Annotated in this window: 24 protein-coding genes; 14 read left to right on the forward strand and 10 right to left on the reverse strand. The window is 34.4% G+C overall.

What is annotated here, in order from left to right:
• Positions 1-21 precede the first annotated feature (21 nt).
• The 11 genes from ES948_RS07775 (at position 22) to ES948_RS07825 (ending at position 10,610) form a co-directional block, all read left to right on the forward strand.
• On the forward strand, positions 22-3,450 hold the full coding sequence (locus ES948_RS07775) for a hypothetical protein (protein ID WP_152184388.1): 3,429 nt from the start codon (positions 22-24) through the stop codon (positions 3,448-3,450).
• A gap of 265 nt (positions 3,451-3,715) precedes the next feature.
• Entirely contained in the window at positions 3,716-4,729 is a 1,014-nt protein-coding gene (locus ES948_RS07780) for a hypothetical protein (protein WP_152184389.1), read from the forward strand.
• A 134-nt stretch (positions 4,730-4,863) separates the two neighbouring features.
• Positions 4,864-5,550, forward strand: coding sequence for a hypothetical protein (locus tag ES948_RS07785; RefSeq protein WP_152184390.1), 687 nt, complete (start codon positions 4,864-4,866; stop codon positions 5,548-5,550).
• A gap of 186 nt (positions 5,551-5,736) precedes the next feature.
• On the forward strand, positions 5,737-6,033 hold the full coding sequence (locus ES948_RS07790; protein WP_152184391.1) for a hypothetical protein: 297 nt from the start codon (positions 5,737-5,739) through the stop codon (positions 6,031-6,033).
• Between the two features lie 561 nt (positions 6,034-6,594).
• A complete protein-coding gene (locus ES948_RS07795) occupies positions 6,595-6,924 on the forward strand; it encodes a hypothetical protein (RefSeq protein WP_152184392.1) in 330 nt (109 codons plus the stop codon).
• Positions 6,921-7,439, forward strand: a complete 519-nt coding sequence (locus ES948_RS07800; protein ID WP_152184393.1) for a hypothetical protein — start codon at positions 6,921-6,923, stop codon at positions 7,437-7,439. Before ES948_RS07795 ends, ES948_RS07800 begins: the two co-directional genes overlap by 4 nt.
• A complete protein-coding gene (locus ES948_RS07805; RefSeq protein WP_152184394.1) occupies positions 7,436-8,182 on the forward strand; it encodes a YopX family protein in 747 nt (248 codons plus the stop codon). The genes ES948_RS07800 and ES948_RS07805 overlap by 4 nt, the downstream gene beginning before the upstream one ends.
• The gene (locus tag ES948_RS07810; RefSeq protein WP_152184395.1) at positions 8,175-8,648 is read left to right on the forward strand and encodes a hypothetical protein; all 474 of its coding nucleotides are present in this window, start codon (positions 8,175-8,177) and stop codon (positions 8,646-8,648) included. Before ES948_RS07805 ends, ES948_RS07810 begins: the two co-directional genes overlap by 8 nt.
• Positions 8,645-9,649 (forward strand): hypothetical protein, encoded by a 1,005-nt coding sequence (locus ES948_RS07815; RefSeq protein ID WP_152184396.1) that lies wholly within the window; start codon positions 8,645-8,647, stop codon positions 9,647-9,649. Before ES948_RS07810 ends, ES948_RS07815 begins: the two co-directional genes overlap by 4 nt.
• Positions 9,650-9,651: 2 nt before the next feature.
• Positions 9,652-10,179: a hypothetical protein gene (locus tag ES948_RS07820; RefSeq protein ID WP_152184397.1), complete on the forward strand. Its 528-nt coding sequence runs from the start codon at positions 9,652-9,654 to the stop codon at positions 10,177-10,179.
• On the forward strand, positions 10,176-10,610 hold the full coding sequence (locus ES948_RS07825) for a hypothetical protein (protein WP_152184398.1): 435 nt from the start codon (positions 10,176-10,178) through the stop codon (positions 10,608-10,610). The genes ES948_RS07820 and ES948_RS07825 overlap by 4 nt, the downstream gene beginning before the upstream one ends.
• 44 nt (positions 10,611-10,654) lie before the next feature.
• On the opposite strand, the gene ES948_RS07830 is transcribed toward ES948_RS07825, so the two are convergent.
• A complete protein-coding gene (locus ES948_RS07830; RefSeq protein WP_152184399.1) occupies positions 10,655-12,616 on the reverse strand; it encodes a helicase C-terminal domain-containing protein in 1,962 nt (653 codons plus the stop codon).
• Between the two features lie 155 nt (positions 12,617-12,771).
• Between ES948_RS07830 and ES948_RS07835 the strand changes: the two genes are divergently transcribed.
• The 3 genes from ES948_RS07835 to ES948_RS07845 all read left to right on the forward strand — a co-directional run bounded on the left by ES948_RS07835 (position 12,772) and on the right by ES948_RS07845 (position 16,798).
• Positions 12,772-13,785 carry a hypothetical protein gene (locus tag ES948_RS07835; RefSeq protein WP_152184400.1) on the forward strand — a complete coding sequence of 338 codons (1,014 nt, stop codon included), beginning with the start codon at positions 12,772-12,774 and terminating at the stop codon, positions 13,783-13,785.
• Between the two features lie 301 nt (positions 13,786-14,086).
• The gene (locus tag ES948_RS07840; protein ID WP_152184401.1) at positions 14,087-14,800 is read left to right on the forward strand and encodes a hypothetical protein; all 714 of its coding nucleotides are present in this window, start codon (positions 14,087-14,089) and stop codon (positions 14,798-14,800) included.
• Positions 14,801-15,304: 504 nt separating this feature from the next.
• Positions 15,305-16,798 carry a hypothetical protein gene (locus ES948_RS07845; RefSeq protein ID WP_152184402.1) on the forward strand — a complete coding sequence of 498 codons (1,494 nt, stop codon included), beginning with the start codon at positions 15,305-15,307 and terminating at the stop codon, positions 16,796-16,798.
• 229 nt (positions 16,799-17,027) lie between these two features.
• On the opposite strand, the gene ES948_RS07850 is transcribed toward ES948_RS07845, so the two are convergent.
• The 9 genes from ES948_RS07850 to ES948_RS07890 all read right to left on the reverse strand — a co-directional run bounded on the left by ES948_RS07850 (position 17,028) and on the right by ES948_RS07890 (position 24,947).
• On the reverse strand, positions 17,028-17,426 hold the full coding sequence (locus ES948_RS07850) for a hypothetical protein (RefSeq protein WP_152184403.1): 399 nt from the start codon (positions 17,424-17,426) through the stop codon (positions 17,028-17,030).
• Positions 17,427-17,460: 34 nt separating this feature from the next.
• Positions 17,461-19,473 carry a DEAD/DEAH box helicase gene (locus tag ES948_RS07855; protein ID WP_152184404.1) on the reverse strand — a complete coding sequence of 671 codons (2,013 nt, stop codon included), beginning with the start codon at positions 19,471-19,473 and terminating at the stop codon, positions 17,461-17,463.
• A gap of 10 nt (positions 19,474-19,483) precedes the next feature.
• Positions 19,484-21,217: a phosphoadenosine phosphosulfate reductase domain-containing protein gene (locus ES948_RS07860; protein ID WP_188109483.1), complete on the reverse strand. Its 1,734-nt coding sequence runs from the start codon at positions 21,215-21,217 to the stop codon at positions 19,484-19,486.
• The gene (locus tag ES948_RS07865; RefSeq protein WP_152184406.1) at positions 21,214-21,699 is read right to left on the reverse strand and encodes a hypothetical protein; all 486 of its coding nucleotides are present in this window, start codon (positions 21,697-21,699) and stop codon (positions 21,214-21,216) included. Before ES948_RS07865 ends, ES948_RS07860 begins: the two co-directional genes overlap by 4 nt.
• Positions 21,700-22,002: 303 nt before the next feature.
• A complete protein-coding gene (locus tag ES948_RS07870) occupies positions 22,003-22,287 on the reverse strand; it encodes a hypothetical protein (RefSeq protein ID WP_152184407.1) in 285 nt (94 codons plus the stop codon).
• A gap of 95 nt (positions 22,288-22,382) precedes the next feature.
• Positions 22,383-23,039: a hypothetical protein gene (locus ES948_RS07875; protein ID WP_152184408.1), complete on the reverse strand. Its 657-nt coding sequence runs from the start codon at positions 23,037-23,039 to the stop codon at positions 22,383-22,385.
• Complete coding sequence (locus ES948_RS07880) at positions 23,039-23,926, reverse strand: hypothetical protein (protein ID WP_152184409.1); 888 nt, start codon at positions 23,924-23,926, stop codon at positions 23,039-23,041. Before ES948_RS07880 ends, ES948_RS07875 begins: the two co-directional genes overlap by 1 nt.
• Positions 23,926-24,387 carry a hypothetical protein gene (locus ES948_RS07885; protein ID WP_152184410.1) on the reverse strand — a complete coding sequence of 154 codons (462 nt, stop codon included), beginning with the start codon at positions 24,385-24,387 and terminating at the stop codon, positions 23,926-23,928. The genes ES948_RS07880 and ES948_RS07885 overlap by 1 nt, the downstream gene beginning before the upstream one ends.
• Positions 24,388-24,506: 119 nt before the next feature.
• Positions 24,507-24,947 carry a hypothetical protein gene (locus tag ES948_RS07890; protein WP_152184411.1) on the reverse strand — a complete coding sequence of 147 codons (441 nt, stop codon included), beginning with the start codon at positions 24,945-24,947 and terminating at the stop codon, positions 24,507-24,509.
• Position 24,948 lies beyond the last annotated feature (1 nt).

Genomic DNA, 24,948 nt, shown 5'->3' on the forward strand with positions numbered 1-24,948 from the left:
AACAAAATGATGGGTGTCGGTATGTATTTTGATGGAAAAAGTGATGAGCAGATAAAAGCAGATATGAGTGATATTAAGCGTGTTGGAGCTATGGGTGTTGCCGGTGAGATTGCTAAAGGGGATGCGTTTCAAAAAGGTGTCTACAAAGGCAACCTTAAAAAATATCAAAAAGATATTAAAACCGGTGAAGAAGAAAAATTAACTGGAATGCATGAGCATTCAAGCAATCTACGAAAAAACTATGGAAGAGATTTGAATGGAAAATTTAAAGATAAAACACTTGCTCAGTCAATTAGCAATGAAATAGAAGATATCGACAATCAAAAAGCAAAATTAGGCGCACATACTGCAAAAAATGCAAAAATCATGAAGGCGCTTGATGAAAAGAAAGCAAGTCTGCAAACAGCACTACATGATGCCAAAAAAGGTTTAACTCTTGGCGATGTAAACAGTTTGAGTGATCAAAGCAAACAGCAATCATTAATGGGACAGGCTCTTGGAATTCAAGCAAATAATAAAAGCGGTATTAATTATGCGCAAAATGCAATGTACGGGGAGATGTCAAAACAACAATCAACTGCCGCTAAAATAAAAACACAGGGTGGTGTTGAGAAAGCAGTTAGTTCTGATGTTGCAGAAGCATCACTAAAAGCAAAAATGCAACAAATGGGTACACAAGGAAGTATATCTGAATATCTTCAGAGCAAAGCAGGTGGAGGCTACTCACCAGAAGTTGCCGACAAAATGGCAAAAGCTATCATGGAAGGTGGTAAAGGTGCTGCTGAATTTATGAAACAGGCTATATCTGGTGCTGGGGGTTTGGCTTTTTCTCAGGCTGCTGCTAAGACCGGAAAAGATATAACAACAGTGCAAACGCTTAACGATAAATTTAAAAACGGTGGCTATGTAGGTTTTGAAAAACATAGTGCCGCTGTTGCAGCCGCAGGAGCAGCTAAAAAACTAATGGTATCTGAGAACTTCGGACAAGAAAAAGCAGATGCCTATATTAAAAGAGTTGTTGGAAAATCAACAGGGGCTGATGCCAAAGAAAAAAGAAAACAGGCAATAGAAGATTTATATACTTCAGGATTGACAGATAAAAATGGAAAATCATTATCCGGACTGAATGCAGCAATCGCACAAGAAGAAGCAACAGCTGGAACAATGAATAGAGATACAAGAATGATGATAGGTAAAAATCGTGTCAATTTTTCAACAAATGCAAATACAGGAGAAACTATTGCCAATGTTGATGGTTCTACGGACAATAAACAAGGAGATCATGATGAAACGAACAACTCTAGTTCTCTTGCTCAATTCCAAAACAGAGATATAGCCAGAACTATATTAAAAGCTGCGCATAAAGGAAAAGAACCAACAGATAAAGAAATTGATTCTCTTGCGGGTAGTGAACAATTTATGTCTTTAGTGTCTAAAGGTAACTACGGAAAAGCATTAGCTGCCGATGGGGTATACAATATATTAAAAGGCATGAATTTGCTTCCTAAAAATATGAATAAAGATGAATTTCATACCGCTCTTGATGGAGCATTATTAGCAGCCTCTCCTGTAGCCGCAACTGCTATAGGGATGGCAGGAGAAAAGGCTTTGAATGCCGGACAGGGCAAAAGGGTATTTACTGAGGATTACGATACGGGTAAGCTCGATAAAGAGGGAAATCCAATTATAAAACATGCTGGGGATGAATTTAATTTAAAAGATTTTCCAAAAGAAGATAGAGAAGCAGTGAAAGCAGCCTCGCGAGTACAGGATACGCGTGTTACTAAGATGGGGAAAGGTGCTTGGGATGGATTGAAAAGTGGATTTGGTAAAACTTCTGAATATTTATCTGATAGACTTATGTTTGGCGATACTTCTTCTAACCCCACTAATAATCCCGGCGATAGCTCCACCAATAGCGGAGACAATCAATATAACAGTAACACCGATGAAAAAGTTAGTGATAAACCACATGATAATTCCTTTAATTCAGATAATTCAAGTATAACAAATAACCAAGAAAAGGTCAATACTGCTCAAAACAATTTGGATTCGGTGAATAAAGATATCAAAAGAGTGGAGGATGCTAAGCCTGTTCAGTTGGCTAAAGAACGTTTAAAAGATGTGATTGGGGAACATATTCAAAAAGCGTCTAAGGGTTCAGATGAGATGAGAAAACTTAGAGAGTTGAAAGCAAATCTCAACAGTGGCGGTAAAATTGATTTAACTGATTTTGAAGATGCCGGTATCGGTTTGGATGAATTGCACAAAAATGATATTCAGACACCGGAAAAAGTCATAAAAGACAAAAAAACTGGAAAAACTAAAAGGTTTAAAACCATGGATTTAGTTAGCTCTGGCGAAGATATAAAACATGACAGACTAGAGGACTTAAAAGGAGATAAGTTTAATGCTGAATACGATTTAAGTGAGGCTGAAAAAGGTTTAGAGAAAGCCAAAGCTACCAGTACTGGCAAAGTTAATACTGAAAGTGGCGGAAGAACTTCTGCCTACCAAGATTATCTGGATAGTATAGCAAAAAATGGCAAAAACATCAACAAGGATATGAAGAGAACTGAAAAACTAGCCAATATAGCAGAGCATGTAAAAAATGGTGCTGAAGGAGTTATATTAGGGGAGGTAATGAATATTTCGCCTAAACAAGCGATAGATGAAAAATCCTATAGATTAGCTAATGCTTACGCAGGTATTAACAATGCTATCAATGGTATTTTTGATGTAGGCTTAGGTGCTGTTGCTCAGACAGCAAACCATCTAGATAAAATCAATCCTTTTGGAAATCCTTTTAATGAACTCTCAAAAGACAGCTTTGGCGTTGGGTTATCACAAGTAGCTACCAGTTTAGTAACGCAAGGATTTAACGACCTTGGAAATGTCCCTAGTAATGCGGCTGGCATATTTAGTGGTTCCCATAATGTAGCAGGATACAATAATCATCTCAATAACGGTGTTGCAGGAGAAACAATTGTAGCTCCACCAGCTGCCACACTAGGACAAGCCCTAACCCAGCAAATAACACAAAGTGCAGCAGTAAACACTCAAGCACTTGCAACAAACCCTGCAAACACAGTCATTCAAACCGTAGGCGGTCAAAAAGCAATCACAACAAACGGTGGCAGGCTTACTATTGGCGGCGTTGGAACACAAGTACCTGCGCAAGAGTATATGCAAGCTATGCAAAACCCTCAAATGAGAGAGCAGTTCTCTCAGATGTTGGCACAGAGCGATTTAAGTAGTTATGGAATCAATGGAATTGGTACGAATTCTATGCAAGGATTAATGCAGAACCTCGGCAACAACGCTTCTATATTGGAATCAGGTACTTCATTGCAACAGTTACAACAGGCTTACGGCGGTGATACGAGTGGCGGAGGTGTAGATATTGAAGAGATGATGAAAACCAACAGGATTAACAATATGAGTGATTAGGGTAAGAATCCACCTCATTTATGGGGTGGAGCATCAAAGGGAAACATAACTATAAACTACCTCGCCTTGAATAGTAGAGCCTCCTAGAACTTAAACGAACTTTAAGTATTTTTTGCCTAAAATTTGGCAGGTTTAATTTCTACCTTCCGCCCCATCTATGGAAAAAGTATTTTTTTGTAAAATGTTTCAATATGGCGACTTAGGCAATTTGTATTCTAACAGGGGCAAGAATAATTCAAATGACACACTTAAGGAGCGATATAACATGTGTACACTTACAAAAGAGTGCTTTAAGCATCTAGCACTAAAAAACTACCAAAACAAAGACATTAGCAATTCTCAAAAACTAAACTTATTTGCAAAAGAGTATGGATATAAGAGCTATAACGCTATTTTAAAAACGCTTTGCAATAATGAACCTAGCTTTGATTTGAAGTTGCTTTTCCCACATTCTAAACCAAAAGAAGATCTTGACTATATAAAAAAAGCAGAAATTTATGGTTTTCATGATAGGTTTTATAGTGCACAAATAGACAGTGATTTTTTTGATGAAATCATTGATTTTTCATTTTCTGAACAAGATGGCCTTCTGTATGGAAAATCTTTTGCAACAGAAGGTTTTTTGTTTACTGCCAAAACAATTGATTTTGCAATACCTGGCAACATGTCGGCTACATTTTCGTGTCAATCTTTTAACTATCATGGCTTATTGCGAAAAGAAGTAGGTACCCCCAAAGAAGAAGTGGATTCTTTTGTGGAGACAGCTCTTGAAAAAATGATACTTAACGGAAAAAACTGTTTTACTATAGGGGCTTCCAGCACAATAGCAAATGCTTTACACTATCAATATAAGAAGAATATTACTTCAATAAAAAATATTGAAGATGCAAAAAACATAAGCTTTTATGTACTTAATAATATTGAGTTTATTGAACATGAAAACAAAAACTTTTTGATGGAGAGTTTTGAAGTAGTTATTTACGCATTTATTAACTACTATATGATGTCTGATTATTTTGTATCTACATCTCTTGCTATCGAAATCCCTTTTTCCAAAAAAAATATGACAAAAGAACAATTCGATATGGTACAAGTGCTAAAAGAAGTAATATTGCAGAGTTGTGAGGTATTTGGAAGAGTGTTTACAAAGCCTGTGCACTTGGACTATTCTGATTTTGACAAAGAGAAAGAAAATAGTTATCTTTTTTTCACAAGAAAAGATATTCCAGGGAAAATTTCCAACATGCTTAGAGACGACATGATGTATTTCGAGCTATAAATAGTGGCCTGATTTTAATAAAGAATTTGTGGATGTGTTCTATTTAAGAGCAGATGTATTGGAATATCAATTCTGGTATTTTTCTTTCTCAATATTACCTAGAACCCCGATATTTACTGAAAAAAGGAAATCATATGGAAGCAATACCAATTGAAGCGCTAAAGATTTTATCGGACGCAAAAATAAGCTATATGGAGGCTATTAATAGCAACGAGGATGTTTTTGAATATGTAAAAACTACGCAAAACAAAGGATATTCAAAAGATCAAGTTGCGAGACTAGCATTATATGATATCAAAGACATAAGCAAGAATTTAAAGAGTTTTAAAAAAAATAAAAGCAGAAATACATATTTTTATCAAACGGTAGATAAGAATGATAGGTCCCTAGTTCTCACAGAGCTTATTATCAAAGGTCTTTACGATGATTCAAGTATTGGTCCTCGTAGTGCTTTGGAAGTTTTTGCATTCACTCCAAAATGCCTCTCTTGCGGAGAAAGTTCTGAATTAATATACTCTTGTTTGCCGGCGGATGTTCCTTATAGACTTACTGTAGATACTTCTTGCAAAAAATGCGGTCATACCAACAGTGTTGTGAGATGCAATTGTGAAAAATGTTCTGAAAAATGGAATGGTTTAATAGAGCACCTAAAAATGTTTGAACCTTATTTTTCAAATGGGTACCGTATTGTTATTGACACAGATGATGGTAATTCGTGCTATGAATTAAGTAGTATTGATGATATTTTTTCTTTTATAGAATTAATTGCTAGAGGGGAAATTTACGGAATTGAAAAATTTTCACTAAGAGATAGCAAATAGCAGTCAGTATTTTTTATGAGTGTGTAGATTTTACGCACTACTATAAAAACATTTATAGGGTGGAGTATTAGCAAGTTACATCATGTTTCACAATGTTCCGTAAAGTATCTGCAAGTGTCATCATTCGCAATTTGTTTTTCTTTTTAATATGCTGTAGAATTTTTAAAATAGATAAAAAGGTGTGTAATGAATGTAAGATACGCAATGATAAAAGAACTTTTCAATATGTGTGGTTTTTACCTTACAAAAAATCAAACAGCAACACTGCTGTGTTTAAAAACAAATGAAATTGACGAACTTAGAAAAAAAGGAGAACTGTTTGTTGATGATATATACTATCATGATTCAAAACGGTGGCATTTCTCAATAACATCAATAGTGGACTATATATTGAAATATTACAATCCTGTATTTGAAAAAACTATTTCGATTGACAAAACAATAATGCAAGGAGTAAACAAATGTGCCAATATTTACAATTAAAAGCAAAAAAATACACTAAGCATCTTGAACCAAACTTCTCTTTTGTGTTCTTTGAGGCTTTCTTTTATCACTTTACAACAGAAATTTTTTGTGCAGACAAAAGAAGATCATAGAGCAAATAGTGAACCACCTCCGCCATTTATGACGTGGTAGTCCACTATATTAATATTAATAATATAACTCCCACACCTCATCAAAACGCCAACAAGCAACAACACAAAACCAACAATCAAGCCACCCTGCCTCACTCCATTCCCACCAGGCTTCACACAAAACAAATCTCAACCCTACAAGCCGTCGTGAGAGGGATTGGGGGTTTTTGGGGGATTTGGAAAGAATGGAAACAGTTCTGATTTGTGTGTTGCAGAAAAACTGCATTGGGAAAATTGGAAAAATTGTCTGTTTGGAAGAATTGTGTTTTTCGTGTTTTGTGGAGGAAGGTATTTAGGGTGGGTCTTTGTTGAGGTGTTGGAGTTATATTACTATTTGTATATGATTGACTTGATAATATTATAGTGATATAATGGTGTTTATATTATGTAAATTAGTAGGGGGTTCAGGATGAACATTTCAAAAGAAGCTATGAAATCTGTTTTTTGTCCTTCTTGCAACACAGAGTTGGTCTACGTCTTTAATTTTGAAGCACTCTATTGCCAAAACTGCCTAATGACAGTTTATGATTTAGACAATGAAAAAAGGAATAAAATTATCGCAAGTTACGAAATCACAAAATGCAATCACCCGGATATAAATATATCCATCTGCAGAAATTGCAAGAGATCAGCAAAATCAAATGATGGCAATTACGAGCAGTTCAATCTTAGAAAAACACTCATGCACGGTATGCAATGTGACGGTTATACCAGTAAATCGCAGGATGGTGCACAATGAATGACAAAGAGCTTATTAAAATTTATTCTGTTGGATTATTTATGTTGGCCTTGCTTGATGAGTGGAGCACTATTGAGAGAATAGGAAGTGTTGCAAAAATTTACAATACTATTACAAAAAAACACAACAACTTTCATGTTCAGATTCATGATGTTGAGCATGGAAAGAAGAAAAAATACAGCCATAAATGCAACTTGTTCATCCACGCAAGCGCCCTGTCTATTGCTGCATGGGAGGAGTCCGTTAAGTACACAAAAAATCTTTCGATTTCTGCAAACACAGCGCTGCACAACTTGTATAGATTAAATTCGGACGGATTAAGCAGGGTATACGGTTTAACAGAGGAGATTTTTAAATCAATTGACAAAACAAAACAAACTGGAGCTGTTTTTTCAAGCTGCAAAGCAGCCAGAATAATGACTGATGCCATTAACAAGACAATTGATAAAAAAATCAATGATGTTACAGAAAATATTTACACAAAGAAAAATAAGCTCAAGGAGTCAAGTGCATGAAAATCAATAAAATTAACTTTTTGGAAAATACTGTTTATTATTTTAAACAAATTAACAGATTCAATGAAGGAATTCTCTCAAAAAACACCAAACTTGCTAAAGATGCCGCATCTTCTTTGGTCTTAACTATTAATTCTATAATAGACACTGTTAATTATTTTAGTTCTGAATTCAGCTCTGATACTCTTATTCAGATAAAAAAACTTCAGCCAGACATTCAGATTCTAACAAAGGAGATTCTTCAAAAAAAGACTCTCGATTATATTTTAGTGGATTCGATAAAAAAATCATGTCTCATCAGAGGAGCAAAACTTGTGTCGCAAGCTGCTAAAGAAATCGACATCAATAAGAACTACAGCAGGAGTTCTCTCGACATGAGAGTGTTTGTCAACGGAAAGACATATTACGATTCTTTTGCAATAGCACTAAACGGAGATATCTATATTTTGGATGACGGTTTCTCTTTTAATAAAGTATACAAAGGTAAAGAGTGTGTGATTATGCTCTTTAGTGGTTTTTTTGACAGCAACGGAAAAAAAATATATGAGGGTGATGTTTTAAATTCATCTTTTATTGATGGTTTTTTAGAAGAAAGCGGAGTCGTGATTTATGAGGACGGGATGTTTAAAATAAAGACGCTTCATACCAGACACAGAACAAGACCATTAAACAGTGAGTGCGGATGGCAAAGCATTTACAGATATGGGTTAGAAGTCTTGGTAACAGGAAGGTCTTATGAATAACAGTACAAAGAAATTTCATGTTGGAAGATTTTCGGCAACAGATAGCAATGGTGCACTTGTTGTTAACGCCAAGGTAGAGAAAGGGGCCGATTTTGTGGATGCTGTATTCTGGATGGAGTGCCACCCTTTTTCAAAAGATGAAAAATATATATCAGTTGCTTTTGACGCAGTCTCTTTACGGTCTTTTGCAAGTCAACTCAAAGAACTACAGTATCAAAGCATACAGTCTGTTAAAAAATACAGTGGTGGCCAAAAAATGACAAAATCCATAGAAGTTTCTATTATTGAAAAATACAGCTCTTTTCAGTTTAAAGAGAATGATTTAATTTTGCTTTTTAGAATACCGACAACAAGCCTTATTGGATTAGCAGACCAGATTATTCATCTTGCAAATACCACCATGGATGCTACTTATAAAACACAGCAATTTATCGAAAAGCAAAAAAACAAAAAGGCTTCAGCATGAGTGACAAAAAAGGTTTTGTGGCAAGCAAGAAACTTATTGCCGGTGTGGCTTCTTACCTCAAAAATACAATAGAAGACAAAAAAATACAATCTGTTCCAAAAGAAATCACTAAATTCATAAAAGAAGCGGATGAACTTACTCAAAACGAAAAGCATTATTCAATAGAGCGCTCTATTAAGTTGCGAGGTGCTTTCATTGCTTTTCTTGCAGTACACTCTCTTGAAGCCTCTAAGGAAATGATTGAATTTCAGACAGGTCTTAAAAACATTCGTTTTCCTGGAGAGGCAGCACTCTATTTTAGTGATATTTACGATGCCATTTATCAGCTTTTGGAAAAATATCCTTATCGTGAATTTGATGAAGCGAAACTCTATTTTATTGACGAAGAAACAAGTGAAAATATCAACAAGATGATGTTAATTTTACAAAAACTCATTAGTACCCCTATGGAAAAAAAACATCTTAAATTCAACAAGATTGTTAACTTTTTAAATCCATCTTGTGTCGCTACAAAATATAGTGTAGAATATAAAATAAAATATCAATATATCTCCAAGGAGCACTCAATAGAAAAATATCTTCCTGCTCACTTCGAGATAGTCAAAAACAAGATATATAAAAATTACAGAGAGATGTTTGCAACACATAATTTTGACCCTATCAACAAGAAAATATTAGAGAATAAACGGGATTTGGAACTAAAAAAAATGGAGCAAGAGTATGACTTTCTTAAAAAAGCCATAGAGGATGATTCAGAGAATATTGATATTAAAATACTTAGTTACAAACATGCTTCACCTTATCCTGAGATTAGTTTTACTGTTTCCTGCCAGGACAAAAGAGAAACAAAACATCTTCATTTGCGAAGTGAAGTGGTTAATGTCTTGTGGTACAAGCCGATTCAACTTAAAGACAGTAGTACAATATCTGATGTGCTATTAAATTATACACATGCATTCGGAGATGTTTACTATCAGCATGTAAAAAACATAGGGGAGTAATGATGGAAAAAGAGATACAATTTATCAAAACGCTAAAAGGGGAAAGCGATAAGTTAGATCAGTTTTATTGTGAAGTTAAACACAAAGGAAAGCTGATAGGTACTTCAAATGGCTTTTTGATTCACAGAAGTTGCAGAGACGAAGAAGTCTTCGATATTGCTTCTTATTTTCAATGTAAAACCAAACGCGATAGCGTTTCTGTTCTATCACTGCTGGAAATGACCATAATAGAAAAATACAGAGGCAATGGAATCGGGAAGAGATTTTTTGACTGGATGTTAAAAGAATTTCAAACGGATGGCATAATAATGCAACCGATCTGTATCTGCGATAAAAGTGAGCAAAGTATCAGAGGGGAAGATTTAGTTTTGTTTTACGAAAAAATCCTCCAGAAAAATAATTATAAAATAGGTATGATGACGGGTTCTGTTTTTAACTATATGACCGGTACGAAAATTGAACAAACCATAATCCGCAATCCTCTTAAAGGAGAAAAAGGAGGACAAGATCGACGGGTTGAATCTATATGAATTTTATATACGACAACAAAACAACAGGAAACTTCATAGAGTTTTCATGCTCATCAATTGACTGTTCACTAGGCGAAGAAGGTGCAATTGAGGCGTTTATTGATCTGATTTCTAACACAAAAGACACAAAAGATATAGAATTACCGCAAGAATTACTAAAGCAGTTAAGCGATGAGGAGCTTGACCTGTTTATGCTAATCCCTTATTCTAAAGATTTTAGAGAAAGTGTTAAAAACATGCTGTATGTTAGCAAAGATGAAAGTTTTGTATATGATCAGTTTGGCAGCAAATATATTCTGGATTATGTCGGAGTGAAAAAAAGTGTTATCTGTCTTGATACCGTAAAAGGATTGGCTGTTTTTAATTTACCGTATTCTTTAAAAGAAAATAGTACGTTTTCACTTAATGATATTAAGGAGGAGTATTATTAGTGATTATAATGAACCCCAAAAATCGAACCAGTAAATTTCAGATTTTAAAACAGGTCTTCTGCATCAATATTCATTTCTCCTGAAAAATATCTTTCTCTTGGCTTCACAACAATTGATGATCTCTTCTCATCAAAAATTCCATATTCTTGCATATAATGTTTTACTTTTGAAACAATAGATTTACTATATTTTTTATCTTCGCCCTTTATTCCTCTGGCATCAAGCAGGTGAATTTCCCCTTTGTCCTTTTTCGTTCTTTGAAGCCGACCAAAAAATTGTCTCAATTGCATAATCATTTCGTTGTTGAAATTTATCCAAAACAGCGGCTCGCTAAACTCTTTAAGTTTTATCCATTTTATAGCAGTTACCTGCGGATAAGGCAGTTTTACAATATAAAGCCTTTCTAACTGTTCGCCATCTAAAGAAATTCCTGTACCATAGTTTCTTGTGCCTACAAGAATTCCACCTGTGTTTGTAAATCTCTTTATTGTTGTTATTGTTTTTTCGTTCGGGTGGGCAGTGATTATATTTTTAAGATTTAAAGACTCAAGTTCTCTGCCTATGTATTCCACCTCTTTAAAACCACCGGCAATTACCATACTGTTTTTATTGTCATATGTCTTTTTTATATGCTCAGCTATTTCACTGGCCCATCTAATAAGGTCACTGTCTGCCCCTGCTTCCTCTGCTTCATAATCCATACTGTATTGCTTTATTGGCTTTGTGATGAGTTTTACATTCTCTTTTGGAAACTCTCTTTTAAAAGTTATTATTTCTGGCGCAGCAAAGTAGTCTAGCCCTATTCTCCCGTATGCAAATTTTTTATTGACCTCATCTTGTGGATTTACAGTAGTATTCAACGTGGCAGAAACACCCGCCATTCCTACTATATGATCCCATAGAAAATTCTTTAGCAATGTCGCTGCTCTTCCTTTTGTGCTTTTGTAGGTGGGATACCCTTTGCTTGGTGAAAGCAAGACATTAACATCATTACCGCTTTTAATGCTCTCTGTGATACCTTTTAGCTCTTTTGTTTCGTTCAATAGAGCATGATATATACCTTTGCTTCTAAAGGAGATATTACTATTCTTTTTTAAAAACTTGGTTATTCTCGCAGATAAGCTTTTGAGTGCTTCTGAGTTGATGCTATTTAGAGATTTTAAATATAATTCTTTGTTTTTTAAGTCAAATTCCCCGACCATTGATGTGCTTCTAATACTCATAATCTTGGAGAATTCTTCAGAGATCTTGGCATATGTTTTGTTAAGTTCTTTTTCCATGCTTTTTTTACCAACAAAATCTTTATCAGACTCCTTCAGCTCTGATATTAATCTTCCTGTAATGCTCTTTAAAAAGAATGGGGAAAAACTGTTTTGGAAAATTGTCTCTGCTACTGTTTCTAATTCGTGCACCTCATCTACCAAAAGAACAATATTTTTTAAGTTCTCTCGCTTAGCAGAACGCCCATAGGATAAAAGATAAAAATGATTTGTAAACACTATTGAATTATCAGGAAAGCTCTCATCCTCTCTTTTTGTTTTACATATAAGCTCTTTTACTAAATCTTGGTAAGCAATGTCTTTATATTTTATAACTTCATTGAAATCATCAAAAAGCAAATCCTCTTTTTCGTCGCAATTATCTTCCCATACTCTAAAAGAGTCCATATCTATATATTGCTCTAATGCACCACTATTTTTACAATTATACACTTTAGCAACATCTATATAGTTGTTTATTCCTATAGCAAAACTTATTGGCAAATTGGGATAAAAAGAAGCAGCCTCTTTGTATGCATCTATTGTGAGCTTATTGTTTGGTGTGCTTATTACTACAGTATATCCCATTTTTTGTAATTTAATAGCACTCTCCAGTAAGACAATAGTTTTCCCAAAACCTGTAGGTGCCTCTATTAGCGGAAACTTTTGAAAATTGCCTGTTATGTAATCAACTGCTTCTTTTTGCTTTTCTCTAAGAACGATATTTCTTTTTTGATTGTTTAACATACATAGACCTTTTAGACTTAATAATAATTGACATTGTATCAGAATTAAAGTATACTTTTCAACACAAAAATGTTATTTCACTTATTATTGTTAATAGACATATTGATTTTACAGAGATGCTAAAAATTTAAAATACACATAAGAAGGAAAAAATTATGGAAATCAAAATAAAAGCGACTGCAGTAACGCCGCTTTGCCAAATATCTGGTGTCGAAGAGACGATGATTGATGGTTCAAAAGTAAGCTATACTGCAATCCAAAAAATGCCAATGTATGTACCAATTGGCGATGAAAAAGTGTTTGTAAAATTACCTATTTATACAGCAAATGGTTTTAGAGGAGCATTGAGACGTGTTTCAACGAGAATTTTATATGATAAGGCAATAGAAAAAGACATAAGTCTTGGCAAAAATGCAATAGTTATTGGAAAATCATTTCATGCTCAAAATGCAGGTGGCAATGTTAGCTATACAAATTGTCCAATAGGCAAAGAGAGAGAAATCAGAGAGGCAAATCCAGTTGTTTCATATCTTGGTGTTTCTCTTGCAGTTAGTGGAAAAGTCAGCGTTTCTCCTTTGTTTCCAAAAGAGAAAGATCCTGATGGAAATCTTGTTTACCCCATAGCAAAATCCAAAAATGATAATGGAGGATATTACGCAAAGTGTTCATCTATAAAAGTGCAATACAAAGTAGATGATATGGAAAGACGAAGTGAGAATAGTAAGATTTTTACTTTCCAAACGCTTGAAGAATGGGATGAAGTTGTTAAGAACTCAAGAGAGAACAAAGATGTCGAAAACCTCAATGCAAGTCATGTTATTAGCACTGAAGAAGTTCATGCCGGAACAGATTTTTATGGAAGCATAGTCAGCACCGACAAGCTTACAGACATCGAAAAAGGCCTGCTGATATCTTCACTTATCAAATTAGTAAAAAAACAGCTTGGTGCGATTGGCTCTCATGGTAGAGGAAAGATGAATTATGAGCTTACTTTTGGCAAAAGTGTTATTCGCTCAAAATGGAATGATTTTTTAAGCAATGCGTCCGTTAGCGTGTCTTTAGACGATGATGCATCAAAATGCGTAGCTGCTTTTGAGGAATGGCTTGAAAATATAGATGAAAAAAATATCCAAATTAGCGAAATGCTTGATAGGATTAATGAGAAGTAAATTAACATTTACTTTCTCACTGCCTTGCTTCACAGTGTTTTGTGGAATTTGGCTATATATACTGATTTTATAGGGCGGCTATAACACCTCAATTGAGATAGGTAGATTTGACATTTCGCTATATATGTGCTGATTTTGTAGGGTGGCTATAGCTTTTCATGAAAGTCAAACAACTAAAGCTCAGCTAGATATGTATTGATTTTATAGGGTGGCTACAAACCTAAAGTTTTTCGTACTATTAACAAGTAACGAATATACATACTGAATTTACGAGAGACTTGCAAAACTAATAAGGAAAAAAATGAAACTTACAGTTTACTACACAGGAAGCATAAAAAAAGAAGGCAAAGATGCCTTATTTTCAAATGATATAAGAAGATATATCGGCAGTATTGTTTCTGACAAATACAAACCGTTGTTCTTATGGCACGACAATAGACCTGCTCCCTTTATATACACTCAACCTACGGAAAAGTATTTTGAGGTAACTACATATGTTGATCACAAAGATGAAATCATGGATGCTGTAGAGCATTTAATATCAAGAATTACACTCAATCCAGAAATAAAACTCAACGGTTTGGATTTGAAAGTTGATAGAGTAGTTCCTCGGAAGAATACACACTTTGGTATCATAAAAGAGACTCGTGGTATTGAATATGTCACAATGAAACCTCTTATTATTGGTGCTTCAAAAACAGATCATGCTATTTATAATGATTTCAAAAACAGAAACGACATTGAAGGCTTAAAAGCATATGCTGAAAACTTAATGCTTGATTCTGTAAGGTATCAGATAAAAGAGTATTTTGGTGAAGATTTTGATGCCGTAATGGACGGAATGATTACCTTTAAGGAGTTTAAGCATTTCACTACAAGATACTATCACAATGGAACGTTTGAGTATCATCCTGCAATATGGGCGCGTTTTGTAAGTACATACTCTTTACCTCAACAGCTTGGATATAAGTTTGGTTTGGGTTATGGAAGAATAAAAAAAATAAAGGAGTTGTGATTGTAGGAGATTTTGGTAGTGCAGATATACACATGCTGATTTTATAGGGTGGCTATAGCACTACCTCATTAATCTCAACTATTTCTTGTGAAATACACATATTGATTTTATAGGGCGGCTACAACTCCTCTGTTATTTTCAACAACTTCTCAGTAGATGTACACATACTGATTTTATAGGGTGGCTTAAATTTACATTCTATCATTCGTAAAATCTGAAAAGCTATACATATACTGATTTTACAAGGTGGCTATAACTGTACAATGAATTGAAAAATATAATATAAAGATGTACACATACTGATTTTATAGGGTGGCTATAACCCAGTATAGAAGTTCATCAAAAATTTCAATGATGTACACATACTGATTTTGTAGGGTGGCTATAACAAAAGAGTCAAAAATCATTCAAAAAGCATCTGATGCACACATACTGATTTTATCAGAGAGTGAACTACCCCGCCATAAATGGCGGAGCTTCCTAAAAATTCAAAAAGGAAAAAGAATGCAACAACTAGATCGAAACACATTGGAAAACTTCAAGGTCACTTTTGAGCTTGAAACACCATTCATAATGGATAGATATACAACATTAGATAGCATGCTTATTGCGGAATATTTTAAAATTGTCCGCAGAAAGAATAAGCACATGGAGTATAGCGATGACTTATCAATGATTGATTTCATTGCTAAAGAAAACGGGGTTTTTAGTGGGTCCATTTGGTATATACCTAAAGATAATCCGCTCAAACTAGATTTTACATCTTTTTATAAAAAACCGGAACCAAAAAAGATTTTCGATATTACTGATAAATTTGCAAAAAAGCCAGTATCTAATGATTTTCTATCTTCAACTGCAAAAGCATTTGCGATGAGTGAAGAAATTATTGTCACACCAGAAATTTATTTCTATATTCGAGCAGATAAAAAACGACTAATTGCACTATTGCAAAACATCAAAGGTATCGGAAAAAAAAGAAATATTGGGTTTGGGAAAGTGTCCAGCTTTATAATAGAAGCCATGGATGAAGATAAATCTATCATTCTAAATAAAACCACTCCTGCAAAACCAGTTCCTGTTGACAGTTTTGCTGTTGATAGCAAGAAGATAGCATTTCATAGAGCAATTCCACCTTATTGGTCAAACAAAGACCTTGTAGCGTGTTATATGCCATCTACTGCGCTAATTGAATACACAGATAACTCAAGCAAAAATAAAAAGTTTAAAGTGCTTGATGATTTGAGTTTTGAATCTGGTCTTGGTTATGTTGCTCGTTTGCTTTCTGGAAAACTTGGTTTGCCAAAAATTGAAGGTATAAAACTCGAAGAAGACAAAACAAAACAGAGATGGGAAGTTATCAATGACAATAGAGAAAAAGGGATGAGGTGTTGTATTAGTGATGAGGTTGATAAAAAAGGAATACAGGGAGTGGGGTCCTATGTTAACACAAAATTGCGAACATTTACAACTACATATCTTATAAATAATAGCAATTTTATCTCACAAACTGCCTTGTGGGGAATGACGTTACCGGTTTTAAAACTTACTGGTGATTCTTTGGTTCAAAACAAACAGATAAAAAAACTTACTCAAGCAGGATCAGAAGAAGGTTTTAGATTTAAAGATTATATAAAAAATCCATATATGCTAAAACCTCCATTTGTGATTATGAGAAAAGTTAGCAGCAGTAAGCCTGAGCATGTTTTACTAAGCTCAAAAAAAGCACTCTCGAATGCACTTTATCCTATCCAATATGCAGATAAAACACACTATATTGATTCAGAATTGTTATTAAAAGCCGTTAAAGATGTTCGAGATATACTCAAGAGCGATAAAAAGATAACCAAATCACATTTGCTAGGGTTATGGAGGGATAAAAAACATCCAGAACTTGGAAAAAACAATACAAAAGAAAATCAATTAATTGTAGAAAACTTTCAGAAATTGTATGATAAAACAATTAGAATGAGTCTTTTTTCTGTTACTGATTTTTCGTGAAAGCATTAAAAGCTTATAGCTTTTTCAATTCATCCCCGTGTTAGACAACGGGGTTTTTTTGAAAGGTTTGTGATAAAACTTGGAGGAGAAAACTGCAAAAGGTATGTTAATCAGCATGAAATTGTTATGTCGAAATTGCCTTTTGGGAACTTGCTTCATTGACAAAAAATATATCTAAATCTTACGGTTGCTCTTAACAAAATCGTTAAAAGAGCAGCCTAAACATTTACTATGTAAATATTTTGTCAATAAGTTTTGATGCAAGAACCAATATGCTACCGGCACTAACAATTAAAACCATATTTTTGTTTAATGCCTTTTGAATCGTAGCGTCTATTCTATGCTCAAAAGTCTCAAATCTTTGTTCAAAAGTCTCAAATCTTTGTTCAACTTTTTGCTCCAATAGTTTAAAATCATTTTTTAAACTAGCTACATCTTCCACTACTTCATCTAATTTTTGATCAAGATGGTTAATGTGATTGTATTGAGATTTTAACAATAATGTGTTTATATCATCTTGTGATAATGACTGATTGTTTGTGAATTTTTCTTCAATTTCTTTTACTTTTGGAGAAATCATTTCAATCAAAAAATCATCTACTTTTGTTTTGCTCATTAAATTGCTCATATTTTTTCCTTATTATATCATTTTTCCAATAGCACTATTGTGCTATTGCTTCTACCCATTCTCTTAAAACCAAATTTTGGTTTTTAAGTTTCAGGATACCCTCAACATCCCCGACAATAATAAAAAACCCTTCAGCTCGTGTCATTGCCACATTTAGCAATTTAGCTGCTGTTGAGTTTTTATCACCATCGTATGTCGCAGGTATTCGCCCATCTTCTGATGGAGAAAAAGTCAGATCGTAAATAATGATGTCTTTTTCTTTTCCTTGGAACTTATGGACTGTACCTGCTTGAACATCCGCATCCGGATATTCTTTAAAAAGATACTGTAGGTTTTCTTCTATTAAAAGGGCTTGTTTTCTGTATGGAGTAATTATTCCTACACTTCTTCGCCCTCTTTTAAGTGCTTTTTCTACTTGTGAGACAACTATTTTCATATTAATGTTATTGATATAGCTACCATCACTTGAAACCATTTTTGAGTTGCTTTTTCTTACAAAAAGCGCATCTTTTCCATCATCTTCTTTACCACTTTTAAGTAATCCACCATAAAACAGCTTAGATGCCAATGCGGTAATTTTTGGATGATTTCTAAAATTAATGTCAAGTAATACTGTATTTTCTGGATTTTCTCCTTCAAATATTCTGTCTGCTCCATATACTTCAAAAATGGTTTTTTTCATCTCGCGTGTTTCTGCAATAGGCGGAAGCTGTTTTGGATCTCCAACAAGAACAAGTCTTGAATTAAGAGCCATACTGACAGCTTTGTTTTGCGCTTCATACAAATCATCAGATTTAATATATGAAATCTTTTTTATACCTTTTGCTTTTTCTCTTAATGCTTGAGCTGCAATCGTTATATATGGTGTCAAAGCCATTGATGCCTCATCTACTATTATTAAGTCAAATTCTGCATTCTGTAACTTTTGATTGAGTGTTGCATTCACGAGTGTTGCACCTACAATCTTGGCTGAACTGTAAAGATTTAATTGTCTTAGTTCCTCGGCTTTTTCTTGCAGGTGTTTTATTCGTTTATTGATTTTATCAATTGCAACAGTTGCCTCATATATGGCGTCATGCTCTTTTGTAAAAGACTTCTTAGCTTCCTCTGTTTCTGTTTGAGCAACTTGTATTTTAGATTCAAGTGCATCTATCTCATTTTGAACAGTTTTTAGCTTTTTTTCTTTTTTCTCTCGCTCTTCTTCTAGCTCCTCAAGTTTATTACCCATAAAGACTTTGGCAACACCTTTAAGAAATGCATTACCTGTTAAGCTTTTAATCCTATTGTTTGTTTCATCAATAGAGCTTTTTAGCTCTTTTTGTCTTTTGGATAACTCTCTAAAATCTCTTTGAAAATTTGCTAATTTTGTATCGGCAGCTTCTTTGAGATTTTTCTGAGCTTCTAGCGTTGGCTGAGCGTCTCTTTTTCTTTTAACCATATCTGCTTTAGCCATCTGCAGGATTTCTAATTCATCTTCAATCGGCTGCAGTTTTCTGCGCTTGATTGCTTCTGGTGAAAATTCCTGCAAATCTTCAAGTTCTGTTTTTATGGTTAAAATAACTTCTCCATCTTTTAACCCAATGGCTTTTGCATCAATGCGCTCAAACACATTTTCTACGGCCATATTGGTCGGAGATGCAACTAGAACTTTTAGATTGTTTTTAATTGCCTCTTCCAAGATTTTGGTAATAACTTTTGTTTTACCAGTACCCGGAGGTCCTATTACAAAAGATGGTTTCTCTTTCAGTTCTCCTCGCACCTGTTCCTTGACAGCTTTAAGCAATGAAGCCTCATCTTTGCTTAAAAACGCATTGATATTTTCTTCATTGCTATCAAGCTCGATTACCACATGGTCCTCTTGATAATCTACCAATACTGGCACATTGTCAAGTTTTTTGGAATTAAGAATAAAGTCTCCTTCAATCTTAAAAGGCAAAAAACCTTTATAAACTCCATTACCCATATGTTTCAATCGAACGTGAACAGGTTTTGTTGTTTTTGCGACTTGCGCTATTTCTGCATCAAGCAGTTGCATGATGTTGTTCATTTTTTTCCTTTTATATTGCTTCCAACCTTTGATAACATAAAGCCTCTCTGCGATTAGCTTTTATCTCCTCTCGGTTATAATCTATAGCGTCCTCTAAAATGGCAATTTTGTCCTCAAACGACAAGTTAGGATCTTCTTCCCAATTATAATTGTTTGATTGAACACTTTCCAATTTAGTAAACTCCTCTGCTCTTTCTCCGACATATCCAAACAGATCTCTCTCTGAAGGCTTTTGAATTGCCTTATTGTAGACAAGCTTTTCAATAGTCACAAAATTAATTGTGTCTGTTGTCCATTCTTGACGATAGATTTTTTCCATGTCTTTTGTCGGATGATATTGTTTTGTTTCAACAGGCAGTTCCAATACAAAAGCAACAGCTTCTTCTTGAGAAATTTTCAATGATAACCCGCTAAGTGCATATATCCACTCTTTTGCATTACCTGTTTTTTCTTGAAGTTGTTGTGCTAGTTGTACGAAGTACCTAGTAGTTTGATGTTGATGCGAATAGTATTGAAGTGAGCCTATAGTGGCTGAATCTTCTTTGCCTTGAAGTATCTGCAGCGCAATTGCATTTTCATACAACTTTTTGTCGTATTTGATTTCAATTCCATAGTGATACTCCATATACTCAACAACTCTTAATTCCAAATCGCCCTCTTTTAGCCATCTGTCTTGAATAAATTCAAGTTCGGCAATTGAGATTGCTTGAAATTCAGGGTTTGTTTTTTGCACTTTCTCTTGCATCTCCATCAATCTTAAAAAGATTTCATAACGAAATTCCAAAGTGTAGCCACCAGGTGAGACCATACCTAAACGATGTGTATCTCTATCGTATTCAATCTTTTTAAAGTTTCTATGATTGTATACATCTCTTTTATCCCAGTGTCCATCTCGAAATTGAACTAGCCAATTTCTAAATGTCTCTAGGTATGAGAGATATTCATTTCCCTGCACAAGATTATTGAGTGTTTTATCCTTCTCAAAAAGAGGACAGATATAACATCCAAATCTCGCACTTTTTGAACAGCCTGGTTTATTTCCTGTTTCACCGCCTTCTAAAACTGAAGTACATTCATCTCCATCTCCGGCAGCTTCACTGTAAATTACACCCAGACCATTCTTGTCAACCCAAGACTCTGATTTGGTATATATATAGTCCCAAACCTCATCTTGTGTCATATCTTCTATTGGAGCCAATAGATAACATCTGCTATCAGAATGCTTTTTAAGGTGTAAATAGCCCTCTAAAGCATTTGACTCTAGTCTTTCCTTTCGGTCAGCACTTTCGTCTTTTCTAGCACCTGTTACGGCTATATATCCTCCATATGCTTCAACTACCTCGTCTATTGCTTTTTGCATAGGTTTTATTTTCATTCTATCGGTACACCATCTATAATCTCTACGAGGCAATGTGTAACCAATACCAATGAGTTTTGACCAGAAAGTGTCTTGTAATTCAGGACTTACTTGCTTGAAAATAAACGGAAGTTTATTCTCATCACAAAAAGTCTTAAAACTTTCGATAGAATTTTGAATTTGACCTATTACAGGTGGCATCTCCAAGAGTGTATCGCTAAACATAACGATTATCTCTTTAAGCCTTTGCTCTGCTGGTAATTCCATGATAGCTTTAACAACTATATCAAGTGTTACAGTAGAGTCTTTACCACCGCTATATGCAACATAAAGAGGTTTTTCTTGATTCAAGTATAGAGTTTGAATCTCTTTTATAGAGTTTTTCATTTTACGCTCCATACTTTGAATTCGATTTCAAAATAGACACTTCTGTCTTTACCAGATAGGTTTTGACTAAATGTCCAGCAAGTACCTTTTTTGGTTCTTGTTGTTGCTATTAAGTCTGATGTGTTTATTTTTTCATGATCTACTTCCGGGTCCCAAGTGCATCCACTTGCCTGTGAACCAGTATTGGAAACATATACACCAATTTTATTAGATAGCTGTATATCGTCATTTTTGTGAAGACGAGATATTCTAGCAAGTTTCCCTTTTTTATATTCAACAAAATCTCCTTCCATTGGCTCTTTTGATTTTAAGAAAACATTTTCAATACCTTTAAATATTGCCAAGTCTTCTTTAAATAAAGCCAAAAGTTCTTCTTCTGTTTTTCCAAAAGAAAATTCATCTTGCAAGAAAGAAATTGAATAACCTTTTGCTATTCCTGTATTCTCTTCTTTTATTAACTCTATCAGTTTGTTATATGTCATTTTTATTTCCTTATTGTTAAAAAGGAAGCAGACCTATCCCCAAGGGAATAGAATTTACTCCCTTGTGGGTTTAAGTCTTAATGACTAACTGTTTTTTTTACAATAGAATACCCTCTGAACTGAATCAGTAAAATTCCAATTAAACAATATTATGTATTTAGAGGGGGTTTTAAAGAAAGAGTTGTGGCTATTGAAAGATTATATTTTACAACAATCTTTTTTGTTTTCATTTTTTTGGTTTCTCACGAGACCAATCATGATAAACATTGCCACCATTCCTATTCCTATTAGTAATTCCATAATTTATCCTTTTCTTAATACCTTGAAGTATTCTCTTATAACTGCACCTATTATTACCATTATTGTACCATAATTGTTAATCAACACAAAAAGTGTAAATTTATCAAGTCCAACATTAACTATAAGTCCGGCAATAATTCCACCTCCTATCATATATAATGCATCCCCAATAATGGCAATAACTATAATAATGATAGGTTTTTTCTTTATGAAGTCAATAAAGGTGTCAAAAAGCGGTGTGTTATAAACAAATACCAAAGTGAAAAACAAATAAGTTAAATATATCATTTTTTTACCTCTAAAATTTCCCCAAAGCTATTTGCTTTGATTGTATGGGAAATAAGTTTTTATCCCCATACAATACGGGATATTTTAGATTTTTATTATGCAGACCAAAGCAGTTCTCTATCCATATTCAGCACATCATTGAGATGCATGGGATGTATCATTGCGACACCACTGTCACATGAATCAAAACCTGCCATTTTAGCCCACAATATATTTTTTCTTGTTCCAACTCCTCCACAATGGATTGGTAATCCATATTTGTGTGCGAGTTGAACCCATTTTTCTCCATTTTCATATTTCCATGATTTTGTGCCACCTAAAAACAGTCCGTCATACATTCTCTCTCGAATATAGTTCTCAACATCTTCAATACTCATTCCATCTTGAACTGCAAGATAGTATTTGAAGTATGGAAAATTGTGATTGAGATATTCCATCCAAGCATTAGAGTATACAAGTGAACGATTTCCTTTTGTGACAATATCTGGAATGACTACAAAGTCAGGATCCGGTAAGATTTTAAATCTTACTTTTCCTTCGATTTCCAAGAGACGCTTAGTGAATTTTTCAAAATCGAAAAGTTTTTTTGTTTTCCAATCCGAAAAAGCACCATTATCAAAGAACCAAGGCATTTGTTTGGCAGTTACATTATTGAAAATGTCTCGTGTTAAACAAGCACCAAATTTATCTCCGTAGTCTTTGACAATATTATCTCTTCTTTGTCCTGTCGGGCATGCAAAATAGATTTTCATTACGCTACCGCCCAAACACCGCGCTCGACATTTGTAAAATGCTTTTGAAGTGTTTGGCGTATCTTTGCTTTATAATTTGGATTATTAGCTACAAGATTAGCTGCAACTTTTTCAACCTCTGTGTAGATGTCTGAAAGTCTTGCCTCTTTTAGCTTCATCATAACTATGCGTATTGCATTTCGCCAGGTTGTGGCAACTCTTTTGGTCATCTCGCTTGCCATATCAAAAGATATTTCAAAGAGCGATTTTTGCTTCTTTTTCCAAAGCAGAAGGTACTCATGCATAATTGGCACAAAGCTTCCACTATATTGACGATTATCAGATAAGCAGTTGTGTTGCAACTTGATAGTTACACTCAAAAGCTCATCTTTTGGCATCATTTGGATAAAGTCACTCTGATAACTTCTGAAATTTCCACGACCGAGTGTGCCACCTCTGTGATCTCCAATTAAGGTGGCATAAATACCGCCCTCTCTCGTAGCCTCTCTTTGGTTCATTAGCATCACTTGACTCTTGGAGATAAATTCTTCCGGTGATTGACATCTTGATGTGTCTCCTGCTATTGCTTCATTTCCATAAACCTCTCCAGAATATGTAATCATATCTGCATAAGGTGGATGTGTGAAAACAATATCAGCAGGTCGTGGTAGTTGATCAAGGATAAAATCCTTTGTAAAATCTTGACCTTTATAAAGGTCTAATCCTGCATACTCAACTCCCATATCTCGACATACATCACCGCTAGTTCCAGACCCTTCACAGGCATCGACAAACAGCTTTGGACTAAAGTGTTCTATAATCTCACGGATTACATGACCACTTGTGTTACCACGCCAATTGCTTTTGCCCCAAGGTCCTCTATTTGGAAAACTCATAACTGATTTCATTATGCGACCTCCATGCTTATGTTGTATTCGATTGAATCAACAATTTTATATCCATCTACAAAAGAGGTGTTGCCCAGGCCATAAGGAGTGCGAAGTGACATATTGTCAACCAGTACACCATCAGGATCAAAGTATCTCATCATTCCGTTTTGAGGAACATAGTTGAAAACTTCAGTATCATAACAAATGAATCTATCCAGTGAATCTTCAATTTTATCAACCGTTAAAGATGAGAGCGTATTGAAAATCTCAACTTGCGTATCCCACTCTAACGGTTCATTGTTTGAATCCACTTCTGGAATCCATTTATCCTCAAATACTAATTTCTCCTCATAGTTTCCTCCGCCGGTATAGTCATGTATGATACCTGTAAAAGTACCATACTCATTCACTATGCCTGCTGCGAAAAAACGCACCTCTTTTTTATCTTTTGTTAATACGATGTATTTTGCTACATTCATTTTTTTGTGTCCTCCCAGACTAAAAAGCATAGGAGTCCCCAAGGGGAGTCCTAGCTTGTACGATTGCTCGTGCTATGAACTCCCTTTTGGAGTTAAACTAATTTTTTGTTAAGTAGTTTCTATTCTTTTAGAAACTCATTGAATAGTTGAATGATGTAATCTTTTCCATAATGACGCGCATCATATTCAATAACTTTTGCTATAAAATCTTCATAGTAGTTTGCATCCACTTTGTTTTTTGGTGGATTAAACTCTATTTCAGTTCTTTCAGCTTCAGCTTTTAAATACTCTTCTATGTTTTCATAGTTAAGTTCAAAGAAAAAACTCGCAAGTCTTTCAATTATGCTTTTTCCTAGTTCAACATGCTTTAGAGCATCCTTTGGATTTTCAGTATCCGCCATATAGAAAAGAATATCAAGATCTACTGGTATATCATCCAGAAGTTCTTTTTTTGTTCCCCGTATGGAAATTCCGGAATCTCTATTTTCTGGAGATGTGGTCATCCAAAGAGAGTAATCATCTTCTCCTACTTTTTTTAATGTGAAAGCTGCATTTTTCATA

It is taken from the genome of Sulfurimonas indica (genome assembly GCF_009192995.1).
Lineage (GTDB): Bacteria > Campylobacterota > Campylobacteria > Campylobacterales > Sulfurimonadaceae > Sulfurimonas > Sulfurimonas indica.

What these genes read in the sequence shown, in the direction of transcription:
- ES948_RS07775 (WP_152184388.1), top strand. Translation starts at nt 22, where the DNA reads ATGTATTTTGATGGAAAAAGTGATGAGCAGATAAAAGCAGATATGAGT.
- ES948_RS07780 (WP_152184389.1), top strand. Translation starts at nt 3,716, where the DNA reads ATGTGTACACTTACAAAAGAGTGCTTTAAGCATCTAGCACTAAAAAAC.
- ES948_RS07785 (WP_152184390.1), top strand. Translation starts at nt 4,864, where the DNA reads ATGGAAGCAATACCAATTGAAGCGCTAAAGATTTTATCGGACGCAAAA.
- ES948_RS07790 (WP_152184391.1), top strand. Translation starts at nt 5,737, where the DNA reads ATGAATGTAAGATACGCAATGATAAAAGAACTTTTCAATATGTGTGGT.
- ES948_RS07795 (WP_152184392.1), top strand. Translation starts at nt 6,595, where the DNA reads ATGAACATTTCAAAAGAAGCTATGAAATCTGTTTTTTGTCCTTCTTGC.
- ES948_RS07800 (WP_152184393.1), top strand. Translation starts at nt 6,921, where the DNA reads ATGAATGACAAAGAGCTTATTAAAATTTATTCTGTTGGATTATTTATG.
- ES948_RS07805 (WP_152184394.1), top strand. Translation starts at nt 7,436, where the DNA reads ATGAAAATCAATAAAATTAACTTTTTGGAAAATACTGTTTATTATTTT.
- ES948_RS07810 (WP_152184395.1), top strand. Translation starts at nt 8,175, where the DNA reads ATGAATAACAGTACAAAGAAATTTCATGTTGGAAGATTTTCGGCAACA.
- ES948_RS07815 (WP_152184396.1), top strand. Translation starts at nt 8,645, where the DNA reads ATGAGTGACAAAAAAGGTTTTGTGGCAAGCAAGAAACTTATTGCCGGT.
- ES948_RS07820 (WP_152184397.1), top strand. Translation starts at nt 9,652, where the DNA reads ATGGAAAAAGAGATACAATTTATCAAAACGCTAAAAGGGGAAAGCGAT.
- ES948_RS07825 (WP_152184398.1), top strand. Translation starts at nt 10,176, where the DNA reads ATGAATTTTATATACGACAACAAAACAACAGGAAACTTCATAGAGTTT.
- ES948_RS07830 (WP_152184399.1), bottom strand. Translation starts at nt 12,616, where the DNA reads ATGTTAAACAATCAAAAAAGAAATATCGTTCTTAGAGAAAAGCAAAAA.
- ES948_RS07835 (WP_152184400.1), top strand. Translation starts at nt 12,772, where the DNA reads ATGGAAATCAAAATAAAAGCGACTGCAGTAACGCCGCTTTGCCAAATA.
- ES948_RS07840 (WP_152184401.1), top strand. Translation starts at nt 14,087, where the DNA reads ATGAAACTTACAGTTTACTACACAGGAAGCATAAAAAAAGAAGGCAAA.
- ES948_RS07845 (WP_152184402.1), top strand. Translation starts at nt 15,305, where the DNA reads ATGCAACAACTAGATCGAAACACATTGGAAAACTTCAAGGTCACTTTT.
- ES948_RS07850 (WP_152184403.1), bottom strand. Translation starts at nt 17,426, where the DNA reads ATGAGCAATTTAATGAGCAAAACAAAAGTAGATGATTTTTTGATTGAA.
- ES948_RS07855 (WP_152184404.1), bottom strand. Translation starts at nt 19,473, where the DNA reads ATGAACAACATCATGCAACTGCTTGATGCAGAAATAGCGCAAGTCGCA.
- ES948_RS07860 (WP_188109483.1), bottom strand. Translation starts at nt 21,217, where the DNA reads ATGAAAAACTCTATAAAAGAGATTCAAACTCTATACTTGAATCAAGAA.
- ES948_RS07865 (WP_152184406.1), bottom strand. Translation starts at nt 21,699, where the DNA reads ATGACATATAACAAACTGATAGAGTTAATAAAAGAAGAGAATACAGGA.
- ES948_RS07870 (WP_152184407.1), bottom strand. Translation starts at nt 22,287, where the DNA reads ATGATATATTTAACTTATTTGTTTTTCACTTTGGTATTTGTTTATAAC.
- ES948_RS07875 (WP_152184408.1), bottom strand. Translation starts at nt 23,039, where the DNA reads ATGAAAATCTATTTTGCATGCCCGACAGGACAAAGAAGAGATAATATT.
- ES948_RS07880 (WP_152184409.1), bottom strand. Translation starts at nt 23,926, where the DNA reads ATGAAATCAGTTATGAGTTTTCCAAATAGAGGACCTTGGGGCAAAAGC.
- ES948_RS07885 (WP_152184410.1), bottom strand. Translation starts at nt 24,387, where the DNA reads ATGAATGTAGCAAAATACATCGTATTAACAAAAGATAAAAAAGAGGTG.
- ES948_RS07890 (WP_152184411.1), bottom strand. Translation starts at nt 24,947, where the DNA reads ATGAAAAATGCAGCTTTCACATTAAAAAAAGTAGGAGAAGATGATTAC.